General features: G+C 40.4%; 20 protein-coding genes. 4 read left to right on the top strand and 16 right to left on the bottom strand.

Annotated elements, in window-relative coordinates:
* Window positions 1-140 precede the first annotated feature (140 nt).
* Window positions 141-1310 (bottom strand): MDR family MFS transporter, encoded by a 1170-nt coding sequence (locus EKM93_RS07120; protein ID WP_125714445.1) that lies wholly within the window; start codon window positions 1308-1310, stop codon window positions 141-143.
* A gap of 160 nt (window positions 1311-1470) precedes the next feature.
* Window positions 1471-2637 carry an MDR family MFS transporter gene (locus tag EKM93_RS07115; RefSeq protein WP_125714443.1) on the bottom strand — a complete coding sequence of 389 codons (1167 nt, stop codon included), beginning with the start codon at window positions 2635-2637 and terminating at the stop codon, window positions 1471-1473.
* Window positions 2638-2986: 349 nt separating this feature from the next.
* On the opposite strand from EKM93_RS07115, the gene EKM93_RS07110 reads away from it, so the two are divergent.
* A complete protein-coding gene (locus EKM93_RS07110) occupies window positions 2987-3349 on the top strand; it encodes a hypothetical protein (protein ID WP_125714441.1) in 363 nt (120 codons plus the stop codon).
* 69 nt (window positions 3350-3418) lie between these two features.
* Here the strand turns inward: EKM93_RS07110 and EKM93_RS07105 are convergent, their stop codons facing one another.
* Entirely contained in the window at window positions 3419-4639 is a 1221-nt protein-coding gene (locus tag EKM93_RS07105) for an FprA family A-type flavoprotein (RefSeq protein WP_125714439.1), read from the bottom strand.
* Window positions 4640-4957: 318 nt separating this feature from the next.
* On the opposite strand from EKM93_RS07105, the gene EKM93_RS07100 reads away from it, so the two are divergent.
* The 3 genes from EKM93_RS07100 to EKM93_RS07090 are packed head-to-tail and all read left to right on the top strand — an operon-like array spanning window position 4958 to window position 7528.
* Complete coding sequence (locus tag EKM93_RS07100; RefSeq protein WP_125714437.1) at window positions 4958-5707, top strand: metal ABC transporter ATP-binding protein; 750 nt, start codon at window positions 4958-4960, stop codon at window positions 5705-5707.
* Window positions 5704-6591 (top strand): metal ABC transporter permease, encoded by an 888-nt coding sequence (locus tag EKM93_RS07095; RefSeq protein WP_125714435.1) that lies wholly within the window; start codon window positions 5704-5706, stop codon window positions 6589-6591. Before EKM93_RS07100 ends, EKM93_RS07095 begins: the two co-directional genes overlap by 4 nt.
* Window positions 6584-7528 carry a metal ABC transporter solute-binding protein, Zn/Mn family gene (locus EKM93_RS07090; protein ID WP_125714433.1) on the top strand — a complete coding sequence of 315 codons (945 nt, stop codon included), beginning with the start codon at window positions 6584-6586 and terminating at the stop codon, window positions 7526-7528. The genes EKM93_RS07095 and EKM93_RS07090 overlap by 8 nt, the downstream gene beginning before the upstream one ends.
* 121 nt (window positions 7529-7649) lie before the next feature.
* Here the strand turns inward: EKM93_RS07090 and EKM93_RS07085 are convergent, their stop codons facing one another.
* The 13 genes from EKM93_RS07085 to EKM93_RS07025 all read right to left on the bottom strand — a co-directional run bounded on the left by EKM93_RS07085 (window position 7650) and on the right by EKM93_RS07025 (window position 22769).
* Window positions 7650-8564, bottom strand: coding sequence for a lactate/malate family dehydrogenase (locus EKM93_RS07085; protein ID WP_125714431.1), 915 nt, complete (start codon window positions 8562-8564; stop codon window positions 7650-7652).
* Between the two features lie 61 nt (window positions 8565-8625).
* Window positions 8626-9633 (bottom strand): hypothetical protein, encoded by a 1008-nt coding sequence (locus EKM93_RS07080; protein WP_125714429.1) that lies wholly within the window; start codon window positions 9631-9633, stop codon window positions 8626-8628.
* A gap of 12 nt (window positions 9634-9645) precedes the next feature.
* The gene (locus EKM93_RS07075; protein WP_125714427.1) at window positions 9646-10689 is read right to left on the bottom strand and encodes an ABC transporter substrate-binding protein; all 1044 of its coding nucleotides are present in this window, start codon (window positions 10687-10689) and stop codon (window positions 9646-9648) included.
* Between the two features lie 14 nt (window positions 10690-10703).
* On the bottom strand, window positions 10704-11483 hold the full coding sequence (locus tag EKM93_RS07070) for an ABC transporter ATP-binding protein (RefSeq protein WP_125714425.1): 780 nt from the start codon (window positions 11481-11483) through the stop codon (window positions 10704-10706).
* Entirely contained in the window at window positions 11483-12436 is a 954-nt protein-coding gene (locus tag EKM93_RS07065; protein WP_125714534.1) for a FecCD family ABC transporter permease, read from the bottom strand. Before EKM93_RS07065 ends, EKM93_RS07070 begins: the two co-directional genes overlap by 1 nt.
* 308 nt (window positions 12437-12744) lie before the next feature.
* A complete protein-coding gene (locus tag EKM93_RS07060) occupies window positions 12745-13929 on the bottom strand; it encodes a nitrate/nitrite transporter (RefSeq protein ID WP_125714423.1) in 1185 nt (394 codons plus the stop codon).
* Between the two features lie 5 nt (window positions 13930-13934).
* Window positions 13935-14987: a GTP 3',8-cyclase MoaA gene (gene moaA, locus EKM93_RS07055; RefSeq protein WP_125714421.1), complete on the bottom strand. Its 1053-nt coding sequence runs from the start codon at window positions 14985-14987 to the stop codon at window positions 13935-13937.
* 3 nt (window positions 14988-14990) lie between these two features.
* Window positions 14991-15242 carry a MoaD/ThiS family protein gene (locus tag EKM93_RS07050; protein ID WP_125714419.1) on the bottom strand — a complete coding sequence of 84 codons (252 nt, stop codon included), beginning with the start codon at window positions 15240-15242 and terminating at the stop codon, window positions 14991-14993.
* Complete coding sequence (locus tag EKM93_RS07045; protein WP_125714417.1) at window positions 15229-15648, bottom strand: molybdenum cofactor biosynthesis protein MoaE; 420 nt, start codon at window positions 15646-15648, stop codon at window positions 15229-15231. The genes EKM93_RS07050 and EKM93_RS07045 overlap by 14 nt, the downstream gene beginning before the upstream one ends.
* A gap of 622 nt (window positions 15649-16270) precedes the next feature.
* Window positions 16271-16960 (bottom strand): respiratory nitrate reductase subunit gamma, encoded by a 690-nt coding sequence (gene narI, locus EKM93_RS07040; RefSeq protein ID WP_125714415.1) that lies wholly within the window; start codon window positions 16958-16960, stop codon window positions 16271-16273.
* Window positions 16960-17553, bottom strand: a complete 594-nt coding sequence (gene narJ / locus EKM93_RS07035) for a nitrate reductase molybdenum cofactor assembly chaperone (protein ID WP_125714413.1) — start codon at window positions 17551-17553, stop codon at window positions 16960-16962. The genes narI and narJ overlap by 1 nt, the downstream gene beginning before the upstream one ends.
* Window positions 17546-19105: a nitrate reductase subunit beta gene (gene narH / locus EKM93_RS07030; RefSeq protein ID WP_125714411.1), complete on the bottom strand. Its 1560-nt coding sequence runs from the start codon at window positions 19103-19105 to the stop codon at window positions 17546-17548. Before narH ends, narJ begins: the two co-directional genes overlap by 8 nt.
* Window positions 19095-22769, bottom strand: coding sequence for a nitrate reductase subunit alpha (locus EKM93_RS07025; RefSeq protein ID WP_125714409.1), 3675 nt, complete (start codon window positions 22767-22769; stop codon window positions 19095-19097). Before EKM93_RS07025 ends, narH begins: the two co-directional genes overlap by 11 nt.
* Between the last annotated feature and the right edge of the window lie 164 nt (window positions 22770-22933).

Below are 22933 nucleotides of genomic sequence, written 5' to 3'. Positions count from 1 at the left end.
CTACAGGCTAGCTAAACCAATAATATCGCGTTGTTGTTGTGTTTAAAATCATTTTCAAAAACTCCTTAAATTTAATGGTCTTAATATAGCACTGGCTTTATAAAACTGTCAAATAATATTTTAACGCAATTCTAATCTTGCTAAAGCTTTTGCGTCCTTGAACGCCGCAGAATGATATCGAAATTTAATAAAAAGACGACTAATGCCACAACACAGCCCACAAATAAACTGTGATAAGAACTTAACGCGATCACTTGCGCCCCCACTAACGGCCCCACTGCCCGACCAAAGGAAGCTGCCGCATTGACAATCCCTTGAAAACGGCCGCGTTGAGATTCATAAACGAGACTATCCACATAAGTTGATACACTGGGAAAAGCTGAAATTTCACCTAACGTTAAAATCCCCATGGACAACAAGAAATGCCAATATTCTTTAGCAAAAATCAACACCACAAAACCGGTGGCAAATAGTAAAAAGCCTACGTTTAGCCGGGCTTTAATATGCCGGTATAAAAAGGCATCAAAGTGCGTCAAAACCGGTTGGAAAGTCACAACAACAATCGCATTAAACGTCCAGACAAAGCTATAATCTTTCACCGTCATCCCGTGACTGACCATAAAGGCTGAAATCGTACTCTGCCATTGCGCATAAATAATCCAGGCAACAATAAAGACTAACATTAAACCGATAATTTGATGCTTATTTTGTTTCGGCAATTGTGCCGGCCCTTTATCGTATTTTTTACGTTTTCTTTCAGGTAACACATTGAATTTCAATGCGGCGACAATCCAGAATAAAATAAACAGCAGCATGGACAACATGAAAATATATTGAATGCCAAATGGCAGTACAAACCCAACAATCAACGTACCAAAAACAATCCCAATATTATTCATGAAGTACAAAACATTAAAAACATAACTGGATTGCTGATTTTTGACCATCGTCGCAAAAGCCGTAATACTCGTCCCTACGATACCGTTTCCAAAACTTAAAATGACTAAAAAAATTGCATAACTGGGCCAGCCATGGAAAAAAATCAAAATTAAAGTTGCGAAAACATTAATCGTAATCCCCGTCAACAAAGTGCGATAAGGTTGCCAGCGATCAAACAAGTAACCGCCTAAATAGTTGCCGCCCACCATCACAATTGAATTGATAAACAACACAATGCCGGCGGCCGTCAAAGATTTATGTAAATATTCGTGCATATAAATTGTGGTCAACGGCCAAATGGCACTAATGCCCGTATTGGTAATCAAGGCGCCTAACAGCAGCCATTTCAAAGCTAATCCCTGCTTTTGCAAGTGATCGCCACCTTCCGATAATTAATTAAAAAAGCCATCAAAAAACTCACTTAAGCAAGGTCAAACCGCTAAGTGAGCTGACGAAACTATCCTCATTATACCGAGGATCGACCAATTTTAAAACACAAAACTAAATTTTTTTTAGATAAACTCAAAAAAATTAAAGTTCCGCTTGTTTACGTTGCGTAAATAGATTAAAACTTGCCAAAAAGAGCAATAAGACTAAAACGCAGCCGAAGAATAAAACATGATACGAACTAAATTCAATGACCCATGCGCCAATTAACGGCCCCACTGCCCGACCAAAAGAAGCCGCCGCATTCACAATACCTTGATATCGGCCCCGCTGAGATTCGGGGACTAGGCCATCCACATAAGTTGAAACACCTGGAAACGCTAGAATTTCACCTAACGTCAATACCCCCATGGCGAGTAAGAAATGCCAATATTGATGGGCAAACATTAAAATCACAAAAGAAGAGCCGAATAATAAAAAGCCCACATTCAGTCGTGATCGGATATGTGCGTATAACCAATTATCAAAGTGCGTTAACACTGGCTGGAAAACGACAATAACAATGGCATTAAACGTCCAGACAAAACTATAATCCTTCACCGTCATCTGATGACTAATCATAAACGCAGAAATATTACTCTGCCACTGTTCATAAACCACCCAAGCAATTACAAAAACGATCAGCAGACCAATAATTTGATTGGCACTTTGCCGTGGAATTTTTTGCGCTTCCCGAGTTTGTTTCCGCCGTTTCTTAGCAGTGGTCACCTTAAATTTCAAAGCCGCAACGAGCCAAAAAATGACAAATAACCCTGTCGCTAAAGCAAAAATATATTCAATCCCAAACGGCAATACTAAGCCCACCACTAAGGTTCCGATAACCAGGCCTAAATTACTCATGAAATAAAGCACATTAAAGACATAGCTGGCTCGGCGATTTTGAACCAACGTCGCAAACGCATTAATACTCGTCCCCACAATCCCGTTACCAAAACTTAAAATAATCAAAAAGATGGCATAACTGGGCCAACCATGGAAGAAGGTCAAAATCAAAGCCGATAAAACATTAATCGTGATGCCCACCAAAATTGTCTTATACGGCTGCCAACGATCAAACAAATAACCACCGACATAATTGCCGACAATCATGACAATGGAATTAATAAATAATACAATCCCCGCTGCGGTTAACGGTTTCCCCAAATATTCGTGCATATAAATGGTCGTCAACGGCCAAATAAAACTAATGCCCGTATTGGTAATTAACGAACCTACCAATAACCATTTCAATGATAACCCCTGCTTTTGCAAAAAGTAGCCACCCTTCTTCCAATTTTTCCAAAAAAAATACACGCTGTATCCTCACGTGTACTCATGTAAAAAGCTAGCCTTATTGTATGGAAATCAAACACTTTTTTCAACAACTTCTGCGAATTTATCATAGGACTTTAATCCAGTGTTGTGTTGTTTTAATTTTAGGTGTCAATTACTTATTATTAAAAACCTTCCGCCAAATATTTTGAAAGTCATTTCCAAATTTTCCAGCATAGCCGTAATCTGAAAAAATGATAATTTTTTTTCATTGACGCAACCTCAATTTATGATAATCTGTAGGTACAGCAATTATTCTTATTTTAAAATAATTATCGGAGGTGTTCCCATGACTGCTCGTAAAGCGACTTCTAGCATTACGCTTATTGTTATTATTCTTTTCAGCTGGCTCGGTTATTTTTCTCAACCTGTTGCCAGTCCGCGACTTTTGATCGGCCTGGCCCTTGGCACAATCTGTTTATTGATTGCCTTAGTCCTTGTGCTTAAAACCACACCAATGACCCAAACTGCGTCAACAGCAACGCGTGCCAAATCACCTGTATTTTTAGGTACCTTAGGCCTAAACGTCTTATTCTTAGTTTTACTATTTATCCCAGCTTTTTCCACCCAAACGTATAGTGATCTAACGTACCTTCTAATTTTCTTAGGTCTTTTAATCAGTTGCTGGTTAAACATTCGACATCAAGCTTAAGTCGCAAAAATAGCCGCTGCTTTCTTCTATATCGAAAGTAACGGCTATTTTTGTACATAAATTTAGTAACTATTTTTCAGTTTCTGCTTTAATCGAATCTGCAACTGTTTTAGCTAAAGCATCAAATTCAGCTTGATGTTCTTTAGTCAAAGCGGTGGTAATCGTGATTGGTTCTGCTAAGTTTGTCCAGTTCTTTTGTGTTTCAAAGAAATCAACCATATGTTTTGTGGCCATTGGTGCCCAGCTACCATTACCGATCAACGCATATTTACGATCTTTAATATCCAAAATAGTCATTTCATCTAATAAAGCACTCATCGATGGATATAAGGCTAAGTTATAAGTGGAGGCCGCAAAGATAACGTGACTATATTTGAAAATATCTGCAATGACATAAGAAGGATGGGTTTTAGAAACATCATATACCCGAATATCTTGGATGCCTTGAGCGGATAATTGTGCTACTAAGTAGTCCACTGCAGAGGCTGTGTTCCCGTACGCGGAAGCATAAGGGACAACTACCCCAGATTTTTCAGGTGTATAGCTAGACCAAGCTTTATAACGATCCAAAATATAGTTATGGTTTGTCCGCCAAACAGGCCCATGTAATGGCGCAATCATCGCAATATCAAAGTCACTGGCTTTTTTCAAAGCTTTCGTCACTTGCGGGCCATATTTACCCACAATATTTGTATAATAACGCCGAGATTCATCCCCATAAAGCTGTTCATAATCTAATTCATCCGTAAACAAGTTCCCGTTCATTGCGCCAAAAGTCCCAAAGGCATCTGCAGAGAACAAGATTTTTTCGGTACTTTCATACGTGAACATAACTTCTGGCCAGTGAACCATTGGTGCCAGCATGAAGGTTAATTGATGTTGGCCTAAAGATAAGGTCGCCCCATTTTTAACCAACATATAATTCGCACTTAAATCGGTTTCTGGATAAAACTGTTCAAAGAACTGTAATGTCTTTTTATTGCCCACTAATTTGAAATTCGGATAGAGTTTGGCAATTTCAACAATATTGGCACAATGATCTGGTTCCATATGATTCACAACTAAATAATCCAAATCCCGGCCATGTAAAGCAAATTTGATATTTTCCAAATATTGCAAAGTAACGCTGGAATCTACCGTATCAATGATAGCTGTTTTTTCATCATCAATAAAATAGGAATTATAACTGATGCCATTAGGTAATGGATAAAGATTTTCAAAGCGTTCCAAGCGACGGTCATTACAACCAATAGATTGAATTGTTTTTGTTAATTGTTGCACATTTTCCATATGAATTACTCCTTATGTAATAAACTTGCGTTATTCAAAAAACGCTTTCACCACCTCAATTCTACCTTTTAAAGTCATAATCTGCAATATTTTAAAGAATTATTTCCAATTTATAGTGAATCCACTTACCCCCATTTTATAAGGGTAAATATTTGTTTTTTTGTGAACGAATTTACTGAATATAAATATAATTATAATTATTAACTTTTTGAATTTAAAAGTTTTTTCTAATATTAATTGACAAATCTAAATAATTCCTATAACATTCTATTAAGAAAAATGTTAATGACACCTAAGAATATAAATAGGAGGCATTTAATGCTTGAAATCAAAAACCTAACGGTGGCTTATGATAATTCGCCCGTTTTTGAAGCCCTTGATGTGACTTTTGAAAGCGGCAAAATTACCGGAATTATTGGTCCTAACGGGGCTGGTAAATCCACTTTGATCAAAGGCTTATTGAACTTGATCCCCAAAAGATCCGGCAGTGTCTTAATCGATGGCCAAAAGATCAAAAAAGTCAGCAATAAGATTGCCTATGTGGAACAGCGCAAAGCTTTAGATTTAACTTTCCCCATCAATGTATTTGATGTTGTTCTCACCGGCACTTATGGCAAATTAGGCTTGTTCAAAGTTCCAGGCAATGCTGAGAAACAAATCGCCTACACGGCTTTAGACCAAGTGAACTTATTAGATTACCAAGATCGCCAAATCGGCAATCTTTCCGGTGGCCAATTACAGCGGGTCTTTGTGGCTCGGGCCATTGCTCAAGAAGCCGATATTATTATATTAGATGAACCTTTTGTCGGTATTGATATTAAGAGTGAGCGCGATATTATGGCGATCATCAAATATTGGCGAGATGAAGGCAAAACGATTATTGTCGTCCATCATGATTTAAATAAAGTCTTTGATTACTTTGATAATTTAGTAATTTTGAATCACGGCATCGTTGCCAGCGGGTCAGTTGCCCAAACTTATACCCCGGAAAATATTCAGCAAGCTTTTAGTGCTGATCTCTCTGCTGTCCTTTTTGACGATACAAAGAAAGTGGGTTCTGCTTCGTGACCAGTATTTTAAATTTTATTGAGGCCATGGGTAAATATGATTTTTTACAGACGGCTATGATTACCGCCACTATGGTGGGCATTATGTCCGGTTTGATCGGTAGTTTCATTATTTTAAGAGGGATGTCCTTAATGGGCGATGCGGTTTCGCATGCCGTGCTGCCAGGTGTGGCCGTTGCCTTTATGTTTAACTTGAATTTATTAATCGGCGCTTCCATTTTCGGGGTGCTAGCAGCTATTTTAATTGGTTTTGTGGCAACCCATAGTAAATTAAAGACGGATACTTCCATCGGCGTTATTTTCAGTGCGTTTTACGCATTAGGCTTTATTCTAATTTCGTTGGCAGAAAGTGCCACTAACTTGCATCATATTTTATTCGGTAATGTTTTGGCCGTAAGTGACAATGATTTAATCAGCACGACTGTCGTTTTAGCCATTGTCATTTTATTCGTAGTTGTCTTCTATAAAGAACTGCTCGTCACTTCTTTTGATGAAACTTACGCCAAAACTTATGGGCTGAATACAACCCTCGTTCATTACAGCTTGATGATTGTTTTAACTTTAGTCACCGTCTCAGCATTGCAGACGGTAGGTATCATCTTAGTGGTCGCGATGTTGATTACCCCAGCAGCCACTGCCTTCTTATGGACGGACCGGATGCATGTTTTATTACTCTTATCAGCGTCTTTAGGCATTGTTGCTGCAGTCGGCGGTCTTTATGCTAGTTATACCTTTAACTGGGCGTCAGGGCCTGCCATCGTCTTAGTATCGGCGATTATCTTCGGGATCTCCTTTGTGGTTTCACCAAAGCAAGGCCTTTTATTCAAACAAAAGCCTAAAACAGCCCCAGCTGCTGTGACTTTAAAGGAGGAATTAGATGCTTAAACGCCTGATTATTACCTTCATCGGTATTGGTTTACTCTTCGCCGGTGTGTTTACCTTTTTAAATCAACGCGATGCCCAGGCGATTGCCAGCAATAGCGATAAACTGCAAGTTGTCACGACAAATTCTATTTTAGAAGATATGGTTCAGCAAGTCGGCGGTAAAAACGTTGACGTCTACAGTATTGTGAAACGTGGCGTGGATCCTCACGAATACGATCCTCAGCCAACAGACATTGCCAAAACCACCCATGCTGATGTGATTTTCCATAACGGTTTGAACTTAGAGACTGGTGGTAATGGCTGGTTCAAAAAACTTATTGAAACGGCCAACAAAACCAATGGCAAAGAAGTTTTTGCGGCCAGCGAAACGGTTAAACCACTTTATCTGACAACTAACAAAAATGAAAAAGATCCCCATGCTTGGTTGGATTTAACTAACGGGATCAAATACGTTCAGACAATGACTAAAGTGCTGCAGCAAAAAGATCCTAAGCATCAAGCGGCCTACGCTAAAAATAGTGCTGCTTATATTGCCAAACTGCAAAAACTGCATGACACCGCCAAATCTAAATTCTTAGACATTCCTGAAAATCAACGGCTCTTAGTAACTTCCGAAGGTGCTTTTAAATACTTCTCAAGTGCTTATCAAATTACCCCAGCTTATATTTGGGAAATTAATACTGAAGCTCAAGGTACTCCTGAACAAATGAAGGCGGTCTTAGCTACTGTCCATCAATATGAACCCGCACATTTATTCGTTGAAGCTTCTGTTTCACCAAAATCTATGAATCAAGTTGCCGCTGAAACTGGCTTAAAAATCTATTCTAAAGTTTTCACCGATTCTCTGGCTAAAAAAGGCCAAGCTGGTGACACTTATTATGATATGATGCAATGGAACTTAACTCATATCCATGATGGTTTAGCCACCGGCGCTTAACACAAAAAAGAATCATCCGTCCTAAAAGCGGCTATGCTTTTAAGGCGAATGATTCTTTTTTACATATTACAAGTTCATAAGTGACAGATGCTTCAAGGCATTGTTTGGTCAGCTTATCAACTTAATCTAATGCTTTTAATTTATCATACGTATCTTTAATAGATTGTGCTGTTTTAGCATATTTTTGCTTTTCATCATCCGTCAAGGTCATTGGTGGATTTGACAAAATACCTTTGCGGCCAACAACTGCTGGATGGCCAATGCAAAAACCATAATCTTCATCAAAACAAGTGACTGGAAAAACGCGTTTGGCATCACTGCAAACCGCAAGCGCCAATTCTGTGGCGATGGTTGCGATCCCATAAGCGGTGTAGTGTTTCTCATTAAAAATCTTCCAACCGCCTAAGCGTGCAGCTTCAGATAGGCCATCATAATCTATCCCATCCATTTCTAAGATCGGTTGATTATTCACGCGGACTGTTGACCAAGCTGGAAATTGGGTTTCACCATGTTCCCCAATACTAAAGCCACGGACATCATCCACATTAACATCCAGCGTATCAGCCACTGAACGCCGCATGCGGTAAGTATCTAACGCTGTCCCAGTACCAAAGATTTGTGTTTTTGGTAAGTTTAATTTTTCTTGCCAATACGTGGTAATAACGTCACACGGATTACTAATATCAATCAAAACGCCATGGAAACCAGAAGCGTTTAGCTGCGGACTAACTTGATCCACCGCTAATTTCGAAGTTTTGATCTCACTATTACGATCGCCACCCAAAATTGCGCTAATATCCCCAGCGGCAAAAATCACCACATCGGCTTCTTTTAAAGCAGCGTAATCATTATAGAGCACTTCAGTATACGTGTTCAAACCGCCTAAAGCATCCCGTAAATCATAGCTTTCTGCTTCAGCTAGCCCCGCTTTAGTATCAAAAATGACTAAAGTATCCGCTAAGCCTTTCGTTAAAATATTAAATGACGTTGTAATCCCAACGTGACCTAAACCAATCACACCAATTGTTCTTGACATAGAAAAGCCCCCTAAATTAATCGTACATTATAAATTATAGCAAATAAATTTGAAAATACTATTATTTATGGGAATTTTCATCATCAAACCCAAAGATACCCGTTAGAATTTTTTCATTTAACGGTAAGAAAATATGGTCAAACAATGCGGCCACATCCGGATTTAGATTGGCTTTTGGCTGCTCACTAACTTGCTGCGACCCTTTTAATGCGGTTTGCCGCATCTGTGTTAGCCAGTCAGCTTCTCGGTGCTTCAAGTATTTTTCAACTTTGCTGTCCGCACTATATTTTTGAATGTAATAATAATACAATTCATAAAAAGTATTATCTAGCACCCAATAATAAGTACTGCGGTAATGGGCATCATTGAAAATTTGCGCAAAAGCTTGATCTTGAACGAGTTCACTTTTAACAAAATCAGCGGCTGAACGGACAATATTCATGACTTCGTGGGAATCACTCATATATTTTGTAAACTGGGTGACTTCCCCATCAGCTAACTCAAAACCTACTTTTTCAGCCCGTTGTTTCGCATCTAATTTTGAAAGTTCTTGATAAAAATCGCCTTCAACTTGAGTACTGTCTTCAATTAACGTGGCTAACATCTTAGTCATTGTTGTCTGATTCAAATCTAAATATTGTTTAACCGCAGCCCACAAAGCTTCAAAAGCCTGGGCAAAATCTGCCTTTAATTCCAACCCAGAAGCCACCGTTGTTTCTTGGCTGTCCGCATCTGGTGTGTGTGAAATAAAACGCACGGCTAAAGGCCATTCTAACTGATCTTCCGGTGTTAATGCAGTGTAATCCAATTGTTGATTGGCACCAAATTGTTTAACCGCTTCTAAGTCTAAAACCCCTAAAGGCGCGATCATAATTTCGCCCATCGTTAACATCATCGACAACGCAAAAAATGTATCTGCTGGTTCCTGCTTGAACAGGGCCTGTAATGTTTCAAAAAGTTGTTGTCGAACTTGGGCGTCACTTTCTGGTGCCGCATAAAAACCAGATGTCTTCAGTGAAATATTGTTGTAATCAATCTTTAAGAACTCTTGTGCATTTACTTTTAGCATCGGATACCCTCACTAAGCTTTTGGATTTTCGCCAGCTAAAATTAATTTAGCTTGGGCTTTTGTTAAATCATAATTATAGTATTTTTGATAGAATTGTCGTGTCTTTTTGTTCATGTCGACGTTCTTCATGTCTTTTGGATGCAATAATTTCGCAACCCACAAAACTTGCAATGCTTCTTCAGCACTGTAACGATCCCAGGCAAAGGTCCCAGTTGGGTTACCATAGACTTTATTATTTTTAACAGCTTTTAAATTAGCAAACCGTTCATCATTTTTTAGTGCTTCACGAGCGGCTTTAGTTGTTGTTTGGCCCACAATAATAATGTCTGGATTACTCTTTGTGATTTCTTCAGCGGTTGTGGTGATCATATTGCCTTCTGCTTTAATGGCATTTTGACCGCCAGCAGCTTTGATCCATTCATCAACAATAGATTTTGTGCCGTCAACTTTTAATAAATCAGTGGCTCCAACGATATGTAACACTTTTGGTTTTGACTTCTTAGTCGTGACATTCTTTTTAACATACTTGATGTTGCTATTTAGTTCTTTGTTATAGGTTTTAGCGATTTTTGGTGCGTTACCACCCAAAACATTGGCCGTTAAAGTAACGGATTTCTTCAAACCAGCAAAATCTTGATACATTGCATTCACGGCTGGAATACCCGCATCCTTAGCCTTTTGAATCGTAGCATCATCCGAAGCAATCACAACGTCTGGATTCGTTTTAACCAATTCTTCAACTTGTAAATCAGTGCCATTATAAGGGGCAGTGACTTTAGTGATGTTTGGATAAACTTCTGCAAACCAAGGTTGTTTTTGGATCATGGCTGTAGTAGCCACTAATTTCTTTTGACCGCCTAATAGTAACACAACTTGATTGTTGGCATGCCAAAGATCCGCAACTTTTTTGACTTTCTTAGGAATTTCGACTTTGGTACCGGTCATATCCGTAACGGTTTTTGTGCTGGCTGCTTGCGCTGGTTGTGCAGTGGTTAAGCCAAGGCCTAGAAGGCTGACAAAGCCTAATCCCAAAATTACTTTTTTGAATTTTTTCATAATGAATTTTCTCCTCAGATCATCAGTGTACAAACTAAACGTTGACAATTTGGTACAAAGGTTACGGTCAGATCCGTTTCATAAATCTGACTTAAGTTTTCAGCAGAGATCATTGTCGTCATCGGCCCCACCCGTAAATGTCCGGTTTTATCTAACAGTGCTACTCTGTCTTCTAACAAAATGGCTTGATTGGGATCATGGGAAGTTAAGGCAATGGCTAACCCGCTATGGGCCAGATCTTTTAACAAGCGCAAAATTTCCACTTGGTTTTTATAATCCAGTGCTGCTGTGGGTTCATCCAACAATAATAACTTGGGCTTTTGCATTAAGGCTTTGCCTACGGTCACCAACTGTAGTTGGCCACCGCTAAGACTGGCACAAGAGCGTTCCAAAAGCTGACTGCAGTTCAACCGCTGCAATACTTTTTCAGCCGCTTGATAATCTGCTGACTGAGGCTTATGGAACAAGCCCATGCTGGCCGTTTTACCCATCAGTAAATAATCCAAAACCGTATAGGGTAAACCGGCAATTTGGTTCATTTGCGGCACTAAAGCGATGGTCTGGGCCCGTTTGGCTGGCGATAAACTGTCCATCGCACACCCATTTAACGTAATTTCACCGCCAGTCGGCTGCAATAGCCCACACAATAGCTGTAAAAAAGTGGATTTGCCCACCCCATTGGGTCCTAAAATCGTTGTAATTTCACCAGTATTTAAGGCCAAGTTCACCTGGTCTAAGCACTGCGGCCCTTTAGGATAATTAAATTGCACATTGCTTACTTCTAAAATTGCCATTACAATCGTCCTCTTTGTTTGAACAAAATACCAATAAAAAATGGGGTCCCAATTAAGCCAGTTAAAATACCTAATGGCACTTCTCCAGCAGAAATGCTGCGGGCTAAGGTGTCAATTAACAGTAAAAAGACAGCCCCTAAAACGGCCATAAGCGGTAAGGCTTTTTGGTTATTCTGCTGGGTTAATAATTTGGCAATATGGGGCATGATTAACCCCACCCAACCAATTGTACCGGCAATGGCCACTGACGCTGCCGTCAATAATGTGGCACATAAGATAACCAATAACCGTTCTCGTTTCAAGTTGACCCCTGTAGCAATTGCTTCTGCCGGCCGTAAAGATAAAACATTTAATCGAAAACGTAAGGCCAATAAGAGCCCCCCGGCAATAATAAAGACCGGTAATGTGGCCCCCAAAGTATGGTAATTCACTTTAGCTAAACTCCCCAACTGCCAATAAACAATATCTTGTAATTGACTGTCTGGATCCGCCAAATACTTCAGCAAGCCTAAGATCGCCTGCATAAAGCCACCAACGACAATCCCTGCTAAAACTAGTGTTAAATTGTTGACACTTCGAATCAAAGTCGGCACTAGGATGGTTAATAATACCGTTACAAGCCCTACAATAAAGGCCATAATTTCAATCGTGACGATGTTACCTTGCCATAAAATTGCTAGTGCGGCCCCAACCGAGGCACCGGTTGTCACCCCCAATAAATCTGGTGATACCAAAGGATTTTGAAAAATACTCTGGTATGCGCCGCCTGATAGACTCAACCCAAATCCGATTAAACAAGCCCCTAAAATTCGTGGCATCCGAAGCTGCCAAACGATCATTTCCGGCGTGGTGATCGCCTGATGACTGTTTAACCAGAAGGGATGAGTCAATGCCCGCCAAACCGTGGACAATGATAATACATAGCGGCCAAGACACAAAGCGATAGCGATCATCACAACTAATCCGATCAAGGCCGCGATAAAAATCAAGCGATGGTGCTTTTGGTGGGCAATATATTCCTTCACAATTTAATTCCTTTCTATCCATAACAAAATTAAAAGCAACTACAACAAAAATCGAAGCTTTTGTCGCAGTTGCTTTAAATTCTCAATGATCTGAATTTAGGACAGCCACTGGTGATCCGAACCCACCGGTTATTCTTTTTAGATATGAAGTTTTTTGTATATGATTTTTTTTAAAACAAAAATAGATGCTCAGCTGTGTTTGAACTTTGCCAAGCACCTAAAAAATTACTACTTTATTATAACGCGTGGGCTTTGCCACCCTTAATGAAGGCACTGTACAAAACCACGGCACAGATCAAACCGACTGCTGCTAGAAAATAAAAACCGAGTTGATAACTGCCAGTATTTTGTTTGATAATTCCCATGATTAGTGGTGGGAAGTAACCGCCTAAGCCGCCAATTGCGCCAACGAAACCGGTAACCGTACCAGTATTGCCTTTAGAAACAGATGGCACCATTTTGAAAACGGCCCCATTTCCTAAACCGGCCAAAACCGCGATTATCAAAATCGTTGTCATAAACAGACCAAAGCTGCTTAAGCTCAAAGCCATCAAAACACCAATAATCGTCACGCCAACAAATAATAGTTCCAGCAATTTCATCGGATCAACTTTATCTGAAATTGCCCCACCGATCGGCCGAATTGCTGTTGCTAAAGCAGCAAATGCAGCGGCCCATAAACCAGCATTAACGGGTGTTGTCCCAAATTGGTCTGCCAGTAAAGCCGGTAATAAGTTACTTAATGACACAAACAAGCCGAATGTTAAGAAATAAAATAATGATAATAGCCAAGTATTCTTTTCTTTAGCCACGACAAAGGCTTGCCCCAATGTCTTATTTTTGTTAACGGGCATTTCCTTACAAAGGAAAAAGAATAAAATAATCATGATCACTAATAGGGCCATGATGAAATAGTAAACTGCGCTCATACCTTTTGCTTCAGAGATCTTTGGTAGTGATAACGCTGCCATAGCATTCCCGATATTCCCCACACCAGCAATGCCTAAAACGAGGCCTTGTTTTTCTGGTGGGTACCAAACCGTAATATAAGAAATTGCAATAGCAAACGAGGTGCCACTCATCCCCAATAAGAAGGCTAAGAAGATAACCATCCCAAAAGATTTACTCGCTAAAGCCATTGGCATAAAGAAGAGTGGAATTAAAACGAAGATCATCAAAATGATGTACATCTTCTTACCACCGTAACGATCACTCAAATACCCCATCGGGATCCGCATGATTGACCCTAATAAGACCGGCGTCGCAATCATAAAGGTTTTTTGAGAAACCGATAATGATAAATCTTGCGTGATTTGTGTTGCTAAAGGTGCCAACGATGACCATGCGATAAAAGACACAAGCATGGCTAGCGTGCCCATGACTAACGCCATAGTCGCCGCTTTTTTGTTACTGTTTTCCATGTGTACTAACCTCCAATTTGACTCATATGGCGCCAGGTTGGTTGATGGTTAATAATACGATCGGCCTGTGCCAGCGCCATCTCATGGTTCTCAGGCTTAGTGTTTAAAGCCTTTTGGACTAATTGATCAAATGCAGGTTCATCATAAATCACATCACGAATGTTAATTTCTTCATCCCAGTACAGACAAGCTTTAATATAACCATCTGCTGTGATTCTTAAGCGATTGCAATTTTCACAAAATTGACAGCTAATGGGGTGGATCAACCCAAAACTACCAACTGCCCCTTGAATCTGATAATTGTCAGATGGCCCGTTACCGGTCAATGATTTAATACTGTGATAAGACAGATTCTCTTGACGGCAAGTTTCAAAAACAGAATCTAAACTGACATATTCACTATGCCAAGTTTTTTGATCCGTCCCAATTGGCATAAATTCGATGAACCGAACATTAACCTTACGATCTATAGTATATTTCAAAAAGTCTAAAATTTCATCATCGTTTTGGCCTTTAATCAAGACGACATTCAGTTTAATCGCTTCAAAATCTAATTCGGAAGCAGCTTGGATGCCCTTAAGCACTTGTTTAATATTACCGCCACGTGTAATGCGTTTATATTCTTCAGGTTTAAAAGTATCTAAACTGATATTCAGCCGATCTAACCCTGCTTCTTTTAAAGCTTTTGCATATTTTGGTAATGCCAAACCATTGGTCGTGATCGCCACATCGTCAACACCTGGTACGGCTTTGACCCGCCGAACGATATCAACAATGTCCGTGCGTACCAGCGGTTCGCCGCCGGTTAAACGCACGCTATGTACTCCATGACGTGCGAAGTTTTCAACAACTTTAACAATTTCGTCTTGAGACAATACTTTTTCAGTTGGGAAAAACGGCAAGCCTTCTTCTGGCATACAGTAAACGCAGCGTAATGGACAGCGATCGGTTACTGAAATGCGAATATAGTCGGTTACCCGGCCGTATTTATCTTTTAAAGGTGCTGTTTTTGAATCAACTGCTGGATCTGTTGCGGTTAAATCTTCTGATTTTATCATATCTTAACCCCCACTTACTGGTGGAATCAGTGCGTATTCATGGTGTTCTTGAACATTGATCATTAAGTCATCTTCTACAAAAACTTGATCGACCGCAAAACGTACGGTTTTAAGGTAATCCTTTAATACGGGATAAGCCGCCGCAACTTGGGCCTTGATGACCACTGGTGTGACTTCTGTTTCGGCAATCTCAACTTTGATCTCGTCTAAATCAACGATCTCTGCTAAGTAGGCAAACAGCTTAATGCTTATCATCCTGAATCCCTCCCCAACGTACTTTATCGGTATCAATTTCTTCTTTCCAAATTGGAACTTTATATTTGATTTGATCCATTAACATTTGGCATTGGCCAAAAGCCGTGCTTCGATGTTCAGAAGCAACACCGACATAAACCGCCGCATCTGTTAATTCCAAATGTCCTAACCGGTGGACCATGATCACACGGCTACCAGTATCTTCAACGGTTTGTGCGAGTTCATGCATTTGCTTTAGGGCCATTTCTTCATAAGCCGTATAATTAATCGACTCTGTTTGAATCCCATCTGTCCACTGGCGCACTGTGCCTACAAAAGTGACAATGCCGCCATACTTAGGATCAACAAGTTGTTTGTTAAGTGCCTCTACATTGATCGGTCCCTGTATTAAATCAATAATAGCCAAAGGACCACCTCCTCTTAAAAAGCTAAATAATTCACAAAATACTAACTCTATTATGCCATAATAGATGAGAATTGCTATCAGTTATTTCCCTAATTGACCAAATTTTTTCAGTCTGCTAAATTTTTATTTTTTTCTTTCAAAAAAAGCCCGGCTTTATTAGTGTTTTCATATTCATGATCAAAAATATTTTTATTATAAAAAAATAAATTTTTGGTGTGAAACTTGATAATTCATGCGATTTACGCCTTAATTTATGCTCCACCCGGAAATTTTGCATAACCAAGTTGATACAAAAAGGCCAGTCAAAGCTATACCGATACCATTAGATTTTAGTCTAATTTGTTGTAATCGGTATAAAATTGACTGGTCTTTTTTGTTTTTGAAACGCGTTCCAAAAGAGCAAAGCTCTCACCTAACTACGAATTATTCATAAGCGAAGTGCGCTTATTTCATAATTCTAGGTTAGTGCTCGAGGCTTTCCCGCTCTAGTTCGCGCTCTGATTTAAACGCGCTCACCAACACTGATTTCTACATATAACTACGCCTTGTTGCTAGTCGCAAGCGACTACCTGCCAAGTCTAGGTTATATTGCGAAATCACCCATGTTGGTTCGCGCTCTGATTTATAATTGTGGGCGTTTCCGATATACGAGATAGCGCCGTTTGATGTAACGAATTGGTAAGGCAAAGGCGTGGACTAATCGTGTATATGGGAAGAAGCCAAAGATGGCTAGGCCGAAGAAAACATGGGCTTTAAACAATAGTGGCACGTTAAGCATCAATAAATAATTGGGTCTGAAATAAAATAGTTGTCGACCCCAGATTGATAAGTTTTCTCGGTAATTAAATTCTGGTTGGGTTGCGCTGACGATAAAGGTTGCGGATAGCCCTAAAATAATGATGATTAATAATGAGACGTTCACAATCAAATCGCTAAGGGTACTGGTCATATGCACCCGAACGTCACTGAAGCGCCGGTAGGTCAAAATCAGCATGCCGATCAAAGCCGCTAATCCCCCAAGACCCCCTGCAACTAGGGCAAACATGTGATAAACCTCGTTCGGAATACCTAGAGCATCTGTCCATACTTTCGGAATAAAAATCCCTACAATATGTCCAAAGAAAACCATTATGATGCCGACATGAAAGAAGATACTCCCCCGCATCAACCGTCTTTTTTCTAGAAGTTCACTGGATTTCGCCGTGACTGATGCTGGATAAAAGGCAAAACGAATAATCGTGCCAAAAATAAAGGAGCCTAACATCAAATACGGATAAACCGTCCAAATGAACCATTGCACTGGATGTGCCATTATCTCACCTCCGCTTGACTAATTTGTTGTTTTGTCACACATTTACCTAATTCTGCACGAATTATTTTTAAAAGCTTAAAGTAGGCTTGATCTTGATAAATTGCCCCATTCTCCAATAGTTTATAGGTGCCATCTTCAACAACTGAAAAAAGTAAGGTCAAATCTTTGACCCGATCTTGGGTCTCATCTTGCCAATCACCATAAGCTAAAAATTCTAGCATTAACGGTAAATAATCTGTCAATTCTTGATCAGAAGCGGCGACGCCAAACATTTCATAAAGCATTTTTAATTTGGCTAAAATTTCGCCCCGCTCTCTGGAATCTTCAAAACGATAAAATGTCATGTACAAGGTGAATCGTTTATTCATTTCAAAGTAGTTACTGTAAGTTTGCGTCAAGCTTTCAAAAGACTGTGCTTGAAATTCGGTGATAATCGCTGCAACTTGTGCTTTATAAGGTGAATTTTCATCGTACTCTTTTTCGAAATTTTCTAAAAATCCGGCACTTTGCAGCTCTGGTTGCGGATAGTCGATCAAATGCGACAAATAATAAAAATTACGTCGACTTTGATCTAATTGCTTCAAATCAATCACGCCAGATCCCCCCATAAAAACTTTCTGCATAGATTTCTTCAGATGTCTTTTGTGGTTGTTTCTTACCAAATCGATCTTGACGATCACCAGCTAAACCGCAGCCGTCACAAGATTCATAACCTACTGTACCTTGTTCACTAAAGGTGTCTTCAGCATATTCTTTATGAGATTTTGGAATGACAAAGCGGTCTTGATATTTAGCAATTGCCAACAAGCGATAAAGTGCTGTGGCCCGATCAGCGGTTAAGTTCACCCGATCTAATTTGCTTTCATCAAAGTCTTTGCCTGCGGTTTTAGCCCGCATGTATAGCCGCATCATGGCTAATTTGTAAAGGGCTGCTTTGACAACAGTCGTATTCCCACCTGTCAAAAGGCTAGCTAAATAATCTACGGGAATCCGCATTTCATCAATGGCTGGGAAAATCATTTCTGGATTGTGAATGGAATCTTTGCCTTCAAAGTAATTCATAATTGGAGATAGTGGTGGTACGTACCAAACCATTGGCATTGTCCGATATTCTGGATGCAGTGGGAAAGCAATTTTTTCTTCTACAGCCATCTTATAAATTGGACTATTTTGAGCGGCTTCAATCATGTCGTCATGAATACCAGCTTCTTGAGCAGCGGCAACGACTTCTGGATCATTGGGATCTAAGAAGACCTCTAATTGCCGTTCGTAAAGCTTTTGTTCGTCAGGTTCTTCAGCAGCGGACCGAACTTTATCAGCATCATATAAGATGACGCCGATATAACGGATCCGGCCAACACAGGTTTCAGAACAAACCGTTGGTAACCCTTCTTCAATTCTTGGATAACAAAAAGTACATTTTTCAGCTTTGTTTGTTTTCCAGTTGAAATAAACCTTTTTGTAAGGGCAGCCGGTCATGCAAAAACGCCAGCCCCGACATTTTTCTTGATCTACTAAAACAATGCCATCTTCATCCCGTTTGTACATCGCGCCACTAGGACAAGAAGAAACACAAGGTGCATTTAAACAATGTTCGCAAAGTCTTGGTAAATACATCATGAAGGCATCTTCAAAGTTTGTTTTAATCTCAGTTTGAATTTTTTTAATGTTTGGATCGTCTTGCATCGTTTCACTGGAACCCGCCAAATCATCATCCCAGTTTGGCCCCCATTTTAGATCCATTGGCTGACCAGTCAATTGTGACTTTGCCCGGGCAACCGGCTGATGTTTCTTTTCGGGACTAAATAACGTTTGATAGTCATAAGTCCAAGGTTCATAGTAATCATCTAATTCCGGCATATCTGGATTATAGAAAATTTTGCCTAGTGCAATTTTGTTTAACTTGCTACCGGCTACTAATTCTAAGTGTCCTTTTTGATTTAAGTGCCAGCCGCCACGATAATGATCTTCGTCTTCCCAGCCTTTAGGGTAGCCGACACCGGGTTTGGTTTCCACATTGTTAAACCACATATACTCAGCGCCGGGACGATTGGTCCATGTATTTTTACAGGTTACTGAACAAGTATGACAGCCAATACACTTGTCTAAGTTCAGCACCATTGAAATTTGTGCTTTAATTTTCATGCCAATCCACCTTCTCTAATTTCCGGACGTTTACATATAAGTCCCGTTGATTGCCGATTGGGCCATAATAGTTGAAGCCATAACTTAATTGGGCATAGCCCCCTACCATTTGGGTTGGTTTCACGTGAATTTGGGTTGGGGCATTATGACTCCCGCCACGATTACCAGTAATCTGAGATAACGGTTCTTGAATGTCCATATCTTGCGCATGGTACATATACATTGTCCCTTTTGGCATCCGATGGCTGACAACGGCTCTAGCGGTAACAACCCCGTTACGGTTATAAAGTTCAACCCAGTCGTTATCTTTAATCCCTAATTTTTGCGCGTCTTCAATAGATAGCCAAACATTCGGCCCACCTCTAAATAAGGTCAGCATTTCCAAGTTATCTTGATAAGTTGTATGAATATTCCACTTACCATGAGGCGTCATATAACGCAACGTGATTTCTTTAGCATCCGGCACAATTGTGTCTTCTGGCCCCATAACTTGCGGTGGTAGGGTTGGTTTATAAGTGGCCAGCTGTTCTCCGTATTCTTGGAAAATTTCGTGATCCAAATACAACTGTTGCCGTCCGGTTAACGTTCTAAATGGGACAAGATATTCAATATTAACCGTGAATGGTGAATAACGTTCCCCGTTGTGCTTAGAACTGGAGAAGATTGGTGTTGGAATCGCTTCTCTTGGTTGCGCTGTAATGCTGTCAAAAGTCATTTTTTCTTCAACACGGCCAGCGGCGATTTCATGAAGGTCAATTCCGGTATGTTCGGTTTCATTTTCCCAAGCTTTTTTAGCCACTGCCCCATTTGAAGTACTGGATAAGGTCAAAATGGCATCGGCAGCTTTTTTAGCCTGGTCTATCTTTGGACAGCCATGATTTACTACGGCTGGGTCAAGATAAGTCCGATTGACTTGTTTTAATTCATCATATTGATCTGCAACAGAATAGCTCAAGCCATCTGCGCCGACTTTACCACCGGCATTAGGCCCTAACGCAATATATTTCGCATAGATTTGAGTGTAATCTCTAGGAATTAGACTCATATTTGGCATCGTCTTACCTGGAATTGCTTCGATTTCACCTTTTTTCCAGTCTTTAATTTGACCCATCGGTTGGGCAATTTCAGCTGGCGAATCATGGCCTAGCGGTTGTGTCTTCAAATCATATTGCACTTCTGGCAAGTAAGTTTGTGCTAATGTACTGAACTTTTTAGCAATTTTCTTAAAGATATCCCAGTCACTCTTAGCTTCCCACAATGGCGCAATGGCTGCATTGAAGGGGTGAATGAATGGATGCATATCGGTACTGGATAAGTCTTCTTTTTCATACCAAGTTGCTGCTGGTAAAACAATATCGGAATACATTGGTGTTGAAACCATCCGGAAGTCTAAATCAACCACTAAGTCTAATTTACCTTCCACTGGATCGTCATGCCAAACCATGTCTTCAGGTTTGAAGCGGTCATTGGTTTTAGCCAACAAGCCGTTTTCAGCACCTAATAGATGTTTCATAAAGTATTCTTGGCCTTTACCAGAAGAGGTAAATAAATTAGAGCGCCAAATAAATAGCCCTTTTGGTGCGTTGATTTTAGCATCGGGATCTTCTACTGCAAACTGTAGCTTCCCTTGTTTTAATTCAGACACTACTTTAGCTTTGATTTCATCCAAGTCTTTTGTTTGATAATCTTTGACAAAATCTAAAGAGCTCCGATTAAACTGCGGATAACTTGGCAACCAGCCTAAACGAACGGCCAATTGATTATAGTCTGCGGGATGATCATAGGCATGCGCTGATTTTTTGACTGGTGACTTTAAGCCCACGTTATCTAATTCATCATATTTCCACTGATCGCTGGCAAAGTACCAGAAAGAAGTCCCGTTTTGCTGGCGAGCGCCGCCTTTTTGCCAATCGTTGGCAAAGGCTACCGTTGCCCAACCTTCTTGCGGCCGTAGTTTTTCTTGTCCGACATAATGGGCCCAGCCACCGCCAGAGAAGCCTTCACAGCCAGTTAGTAAGGTTAGATTGATGACAGTCCGGTAGTTCATGTCACTATTAAACCAGTGATTGATCCCGGCGCCCATGATTACCATGGATTTACCGTTACTATCAATGGCATTTTGAGCGAATTCTTCGGCGATTTGCACACAGATACTTTGTTTCACACCGGTGACCGTTTCTTGCCAAGCTGGACTATATGGACTAGTGGCATCTTCTGGGCCTTTCGCTGCTAAATTATCATTCGCTTGTTGCGGCAAGCCATATTGACTGAGCATTAGGTCGTAAACCGTTGTTACAAGATGCTTGCTGCCGTCTTTGAAATCAACCCAGCGTGCCTTAATATGTCTGGCTAAAGCTTTATTGCCGGCTTCATCAAAGTAAGGAAAATCAATGGTAACGACTTCATCTTCATCAATCCCTAATTTAGGATTAACCACTTGACCATCTTTATCTTTTAACACTAAGTTCCAATCGACATTATCTTCCCAACGCTGACCAATCGTCCCGTTAGGCACCACAATTTCATGGCGATTTTCATCGACCACACAAGTCTTCCAGTCGCCATTAGCCACTGGTTCATCACTAATATCACTAATTCGTAAGAACCGTCCGGAAGTATAGTGGGTTTCATCGGCGTCACTTTGATCTAACAAGACTAAGAAAGGTAGGTCGGTATATTGCTTCGTATAATTGATGAATCTTGGCGTTTGTTTTTGTAGATAGAATTTGTCCAAGATTGTATAAGTCATCCCTTGAGCTAAAGCCGCATCAGTGCCGGGATGTGGTGCTAACCAGTTATCGGCAAATTTAACGTTTTCAGCATAATCCGGGCTGACAGCAACAACTTTAGCCCCTTTATAACGGGCTTCAGTCATAAAGTGGGCATCTGGTGTCCGCGTCAATGGAACGTTAGAGCCCCACATAATGATGTATTGACTGTTATACCAATCGCTGGATTCTGGAACATCCGTCTGTTCGCCCCAAACTTGTGGTGAAGCAGGTGGTAAATCCGCATACCAGTCATAAAAGCTTAAGACTTCGCCACCTAACAAGGATAGGAAACGGGCGCCAGAAGCGTAACTGATCATCGACATGGCTGGAATTGGTGAAAAACCTACCAGTCGATCGGGGCCATATTTTTTGATGGTATATAATGTCATAACGGAAATCAGCTCGACAGCTTCATCCCAATGCACACGAACTAAGCCCCCTTGCCCACGAGCGGACTTGTAAAGCTTTGTTTTTTGTTCATCTTCGACGATGCTCGCCCAAGCAGCGACTAGATCTTCAGGATTTTCAACTTTGGCTTTCGTCCATAGCTGCCAAAGTTTCCCTCTTATGTAAGGATACTTGATCCGTACAGGGCTATATTCATACCACGAAAAACTGGCCCCTCGTGGACAGCCTCGAGGTTCAAATTCTGGAAAATCAGGGCCACAAGATGGATAATCTGTCGCTTGATGCTCCCAAGTAATAATGCCTTCTTTAACATAAACATTCCAACTACAAGAACCTGTACAATTGACGCCATGGGTTGTCCGGACCACTTTATCATGGCTCCAACGCCGCCGGTATAACTTTTCCCAGCGCCGAGAATCTTCTTCTAATTGGGTGAAGTTCCCATTAAACTTCTCAACGCGTTTGAAAAACCGGGCTTGTTTCATAGTCTCAACTCCTTTGTTTAACGACTGCTGCAATAGTTAAGCTAACAAAAATTTTGTTCATAATTTAACTTGTCATAAACGCCGTTATATCAATACAATAATCACTTAATTTAGTAGTCACGGCGTTATTTTTTGAACCTTGTTAGCCTTTTCCCTAATACTAA

The organism is Agrilactobacillus yilanensis (assembly GCF_003946725.1).
GTDB classification, from domain to species: domain Bacteria; phylum Bacillota; class Bacilli; order Lactobacillales; family Lactobacillaceae; genus Agrilactobacillus; species Agrilactobacillus yilanensis.
This window is presented reverse-complemented; position numbering and strand designations above follow the sequence as displayed.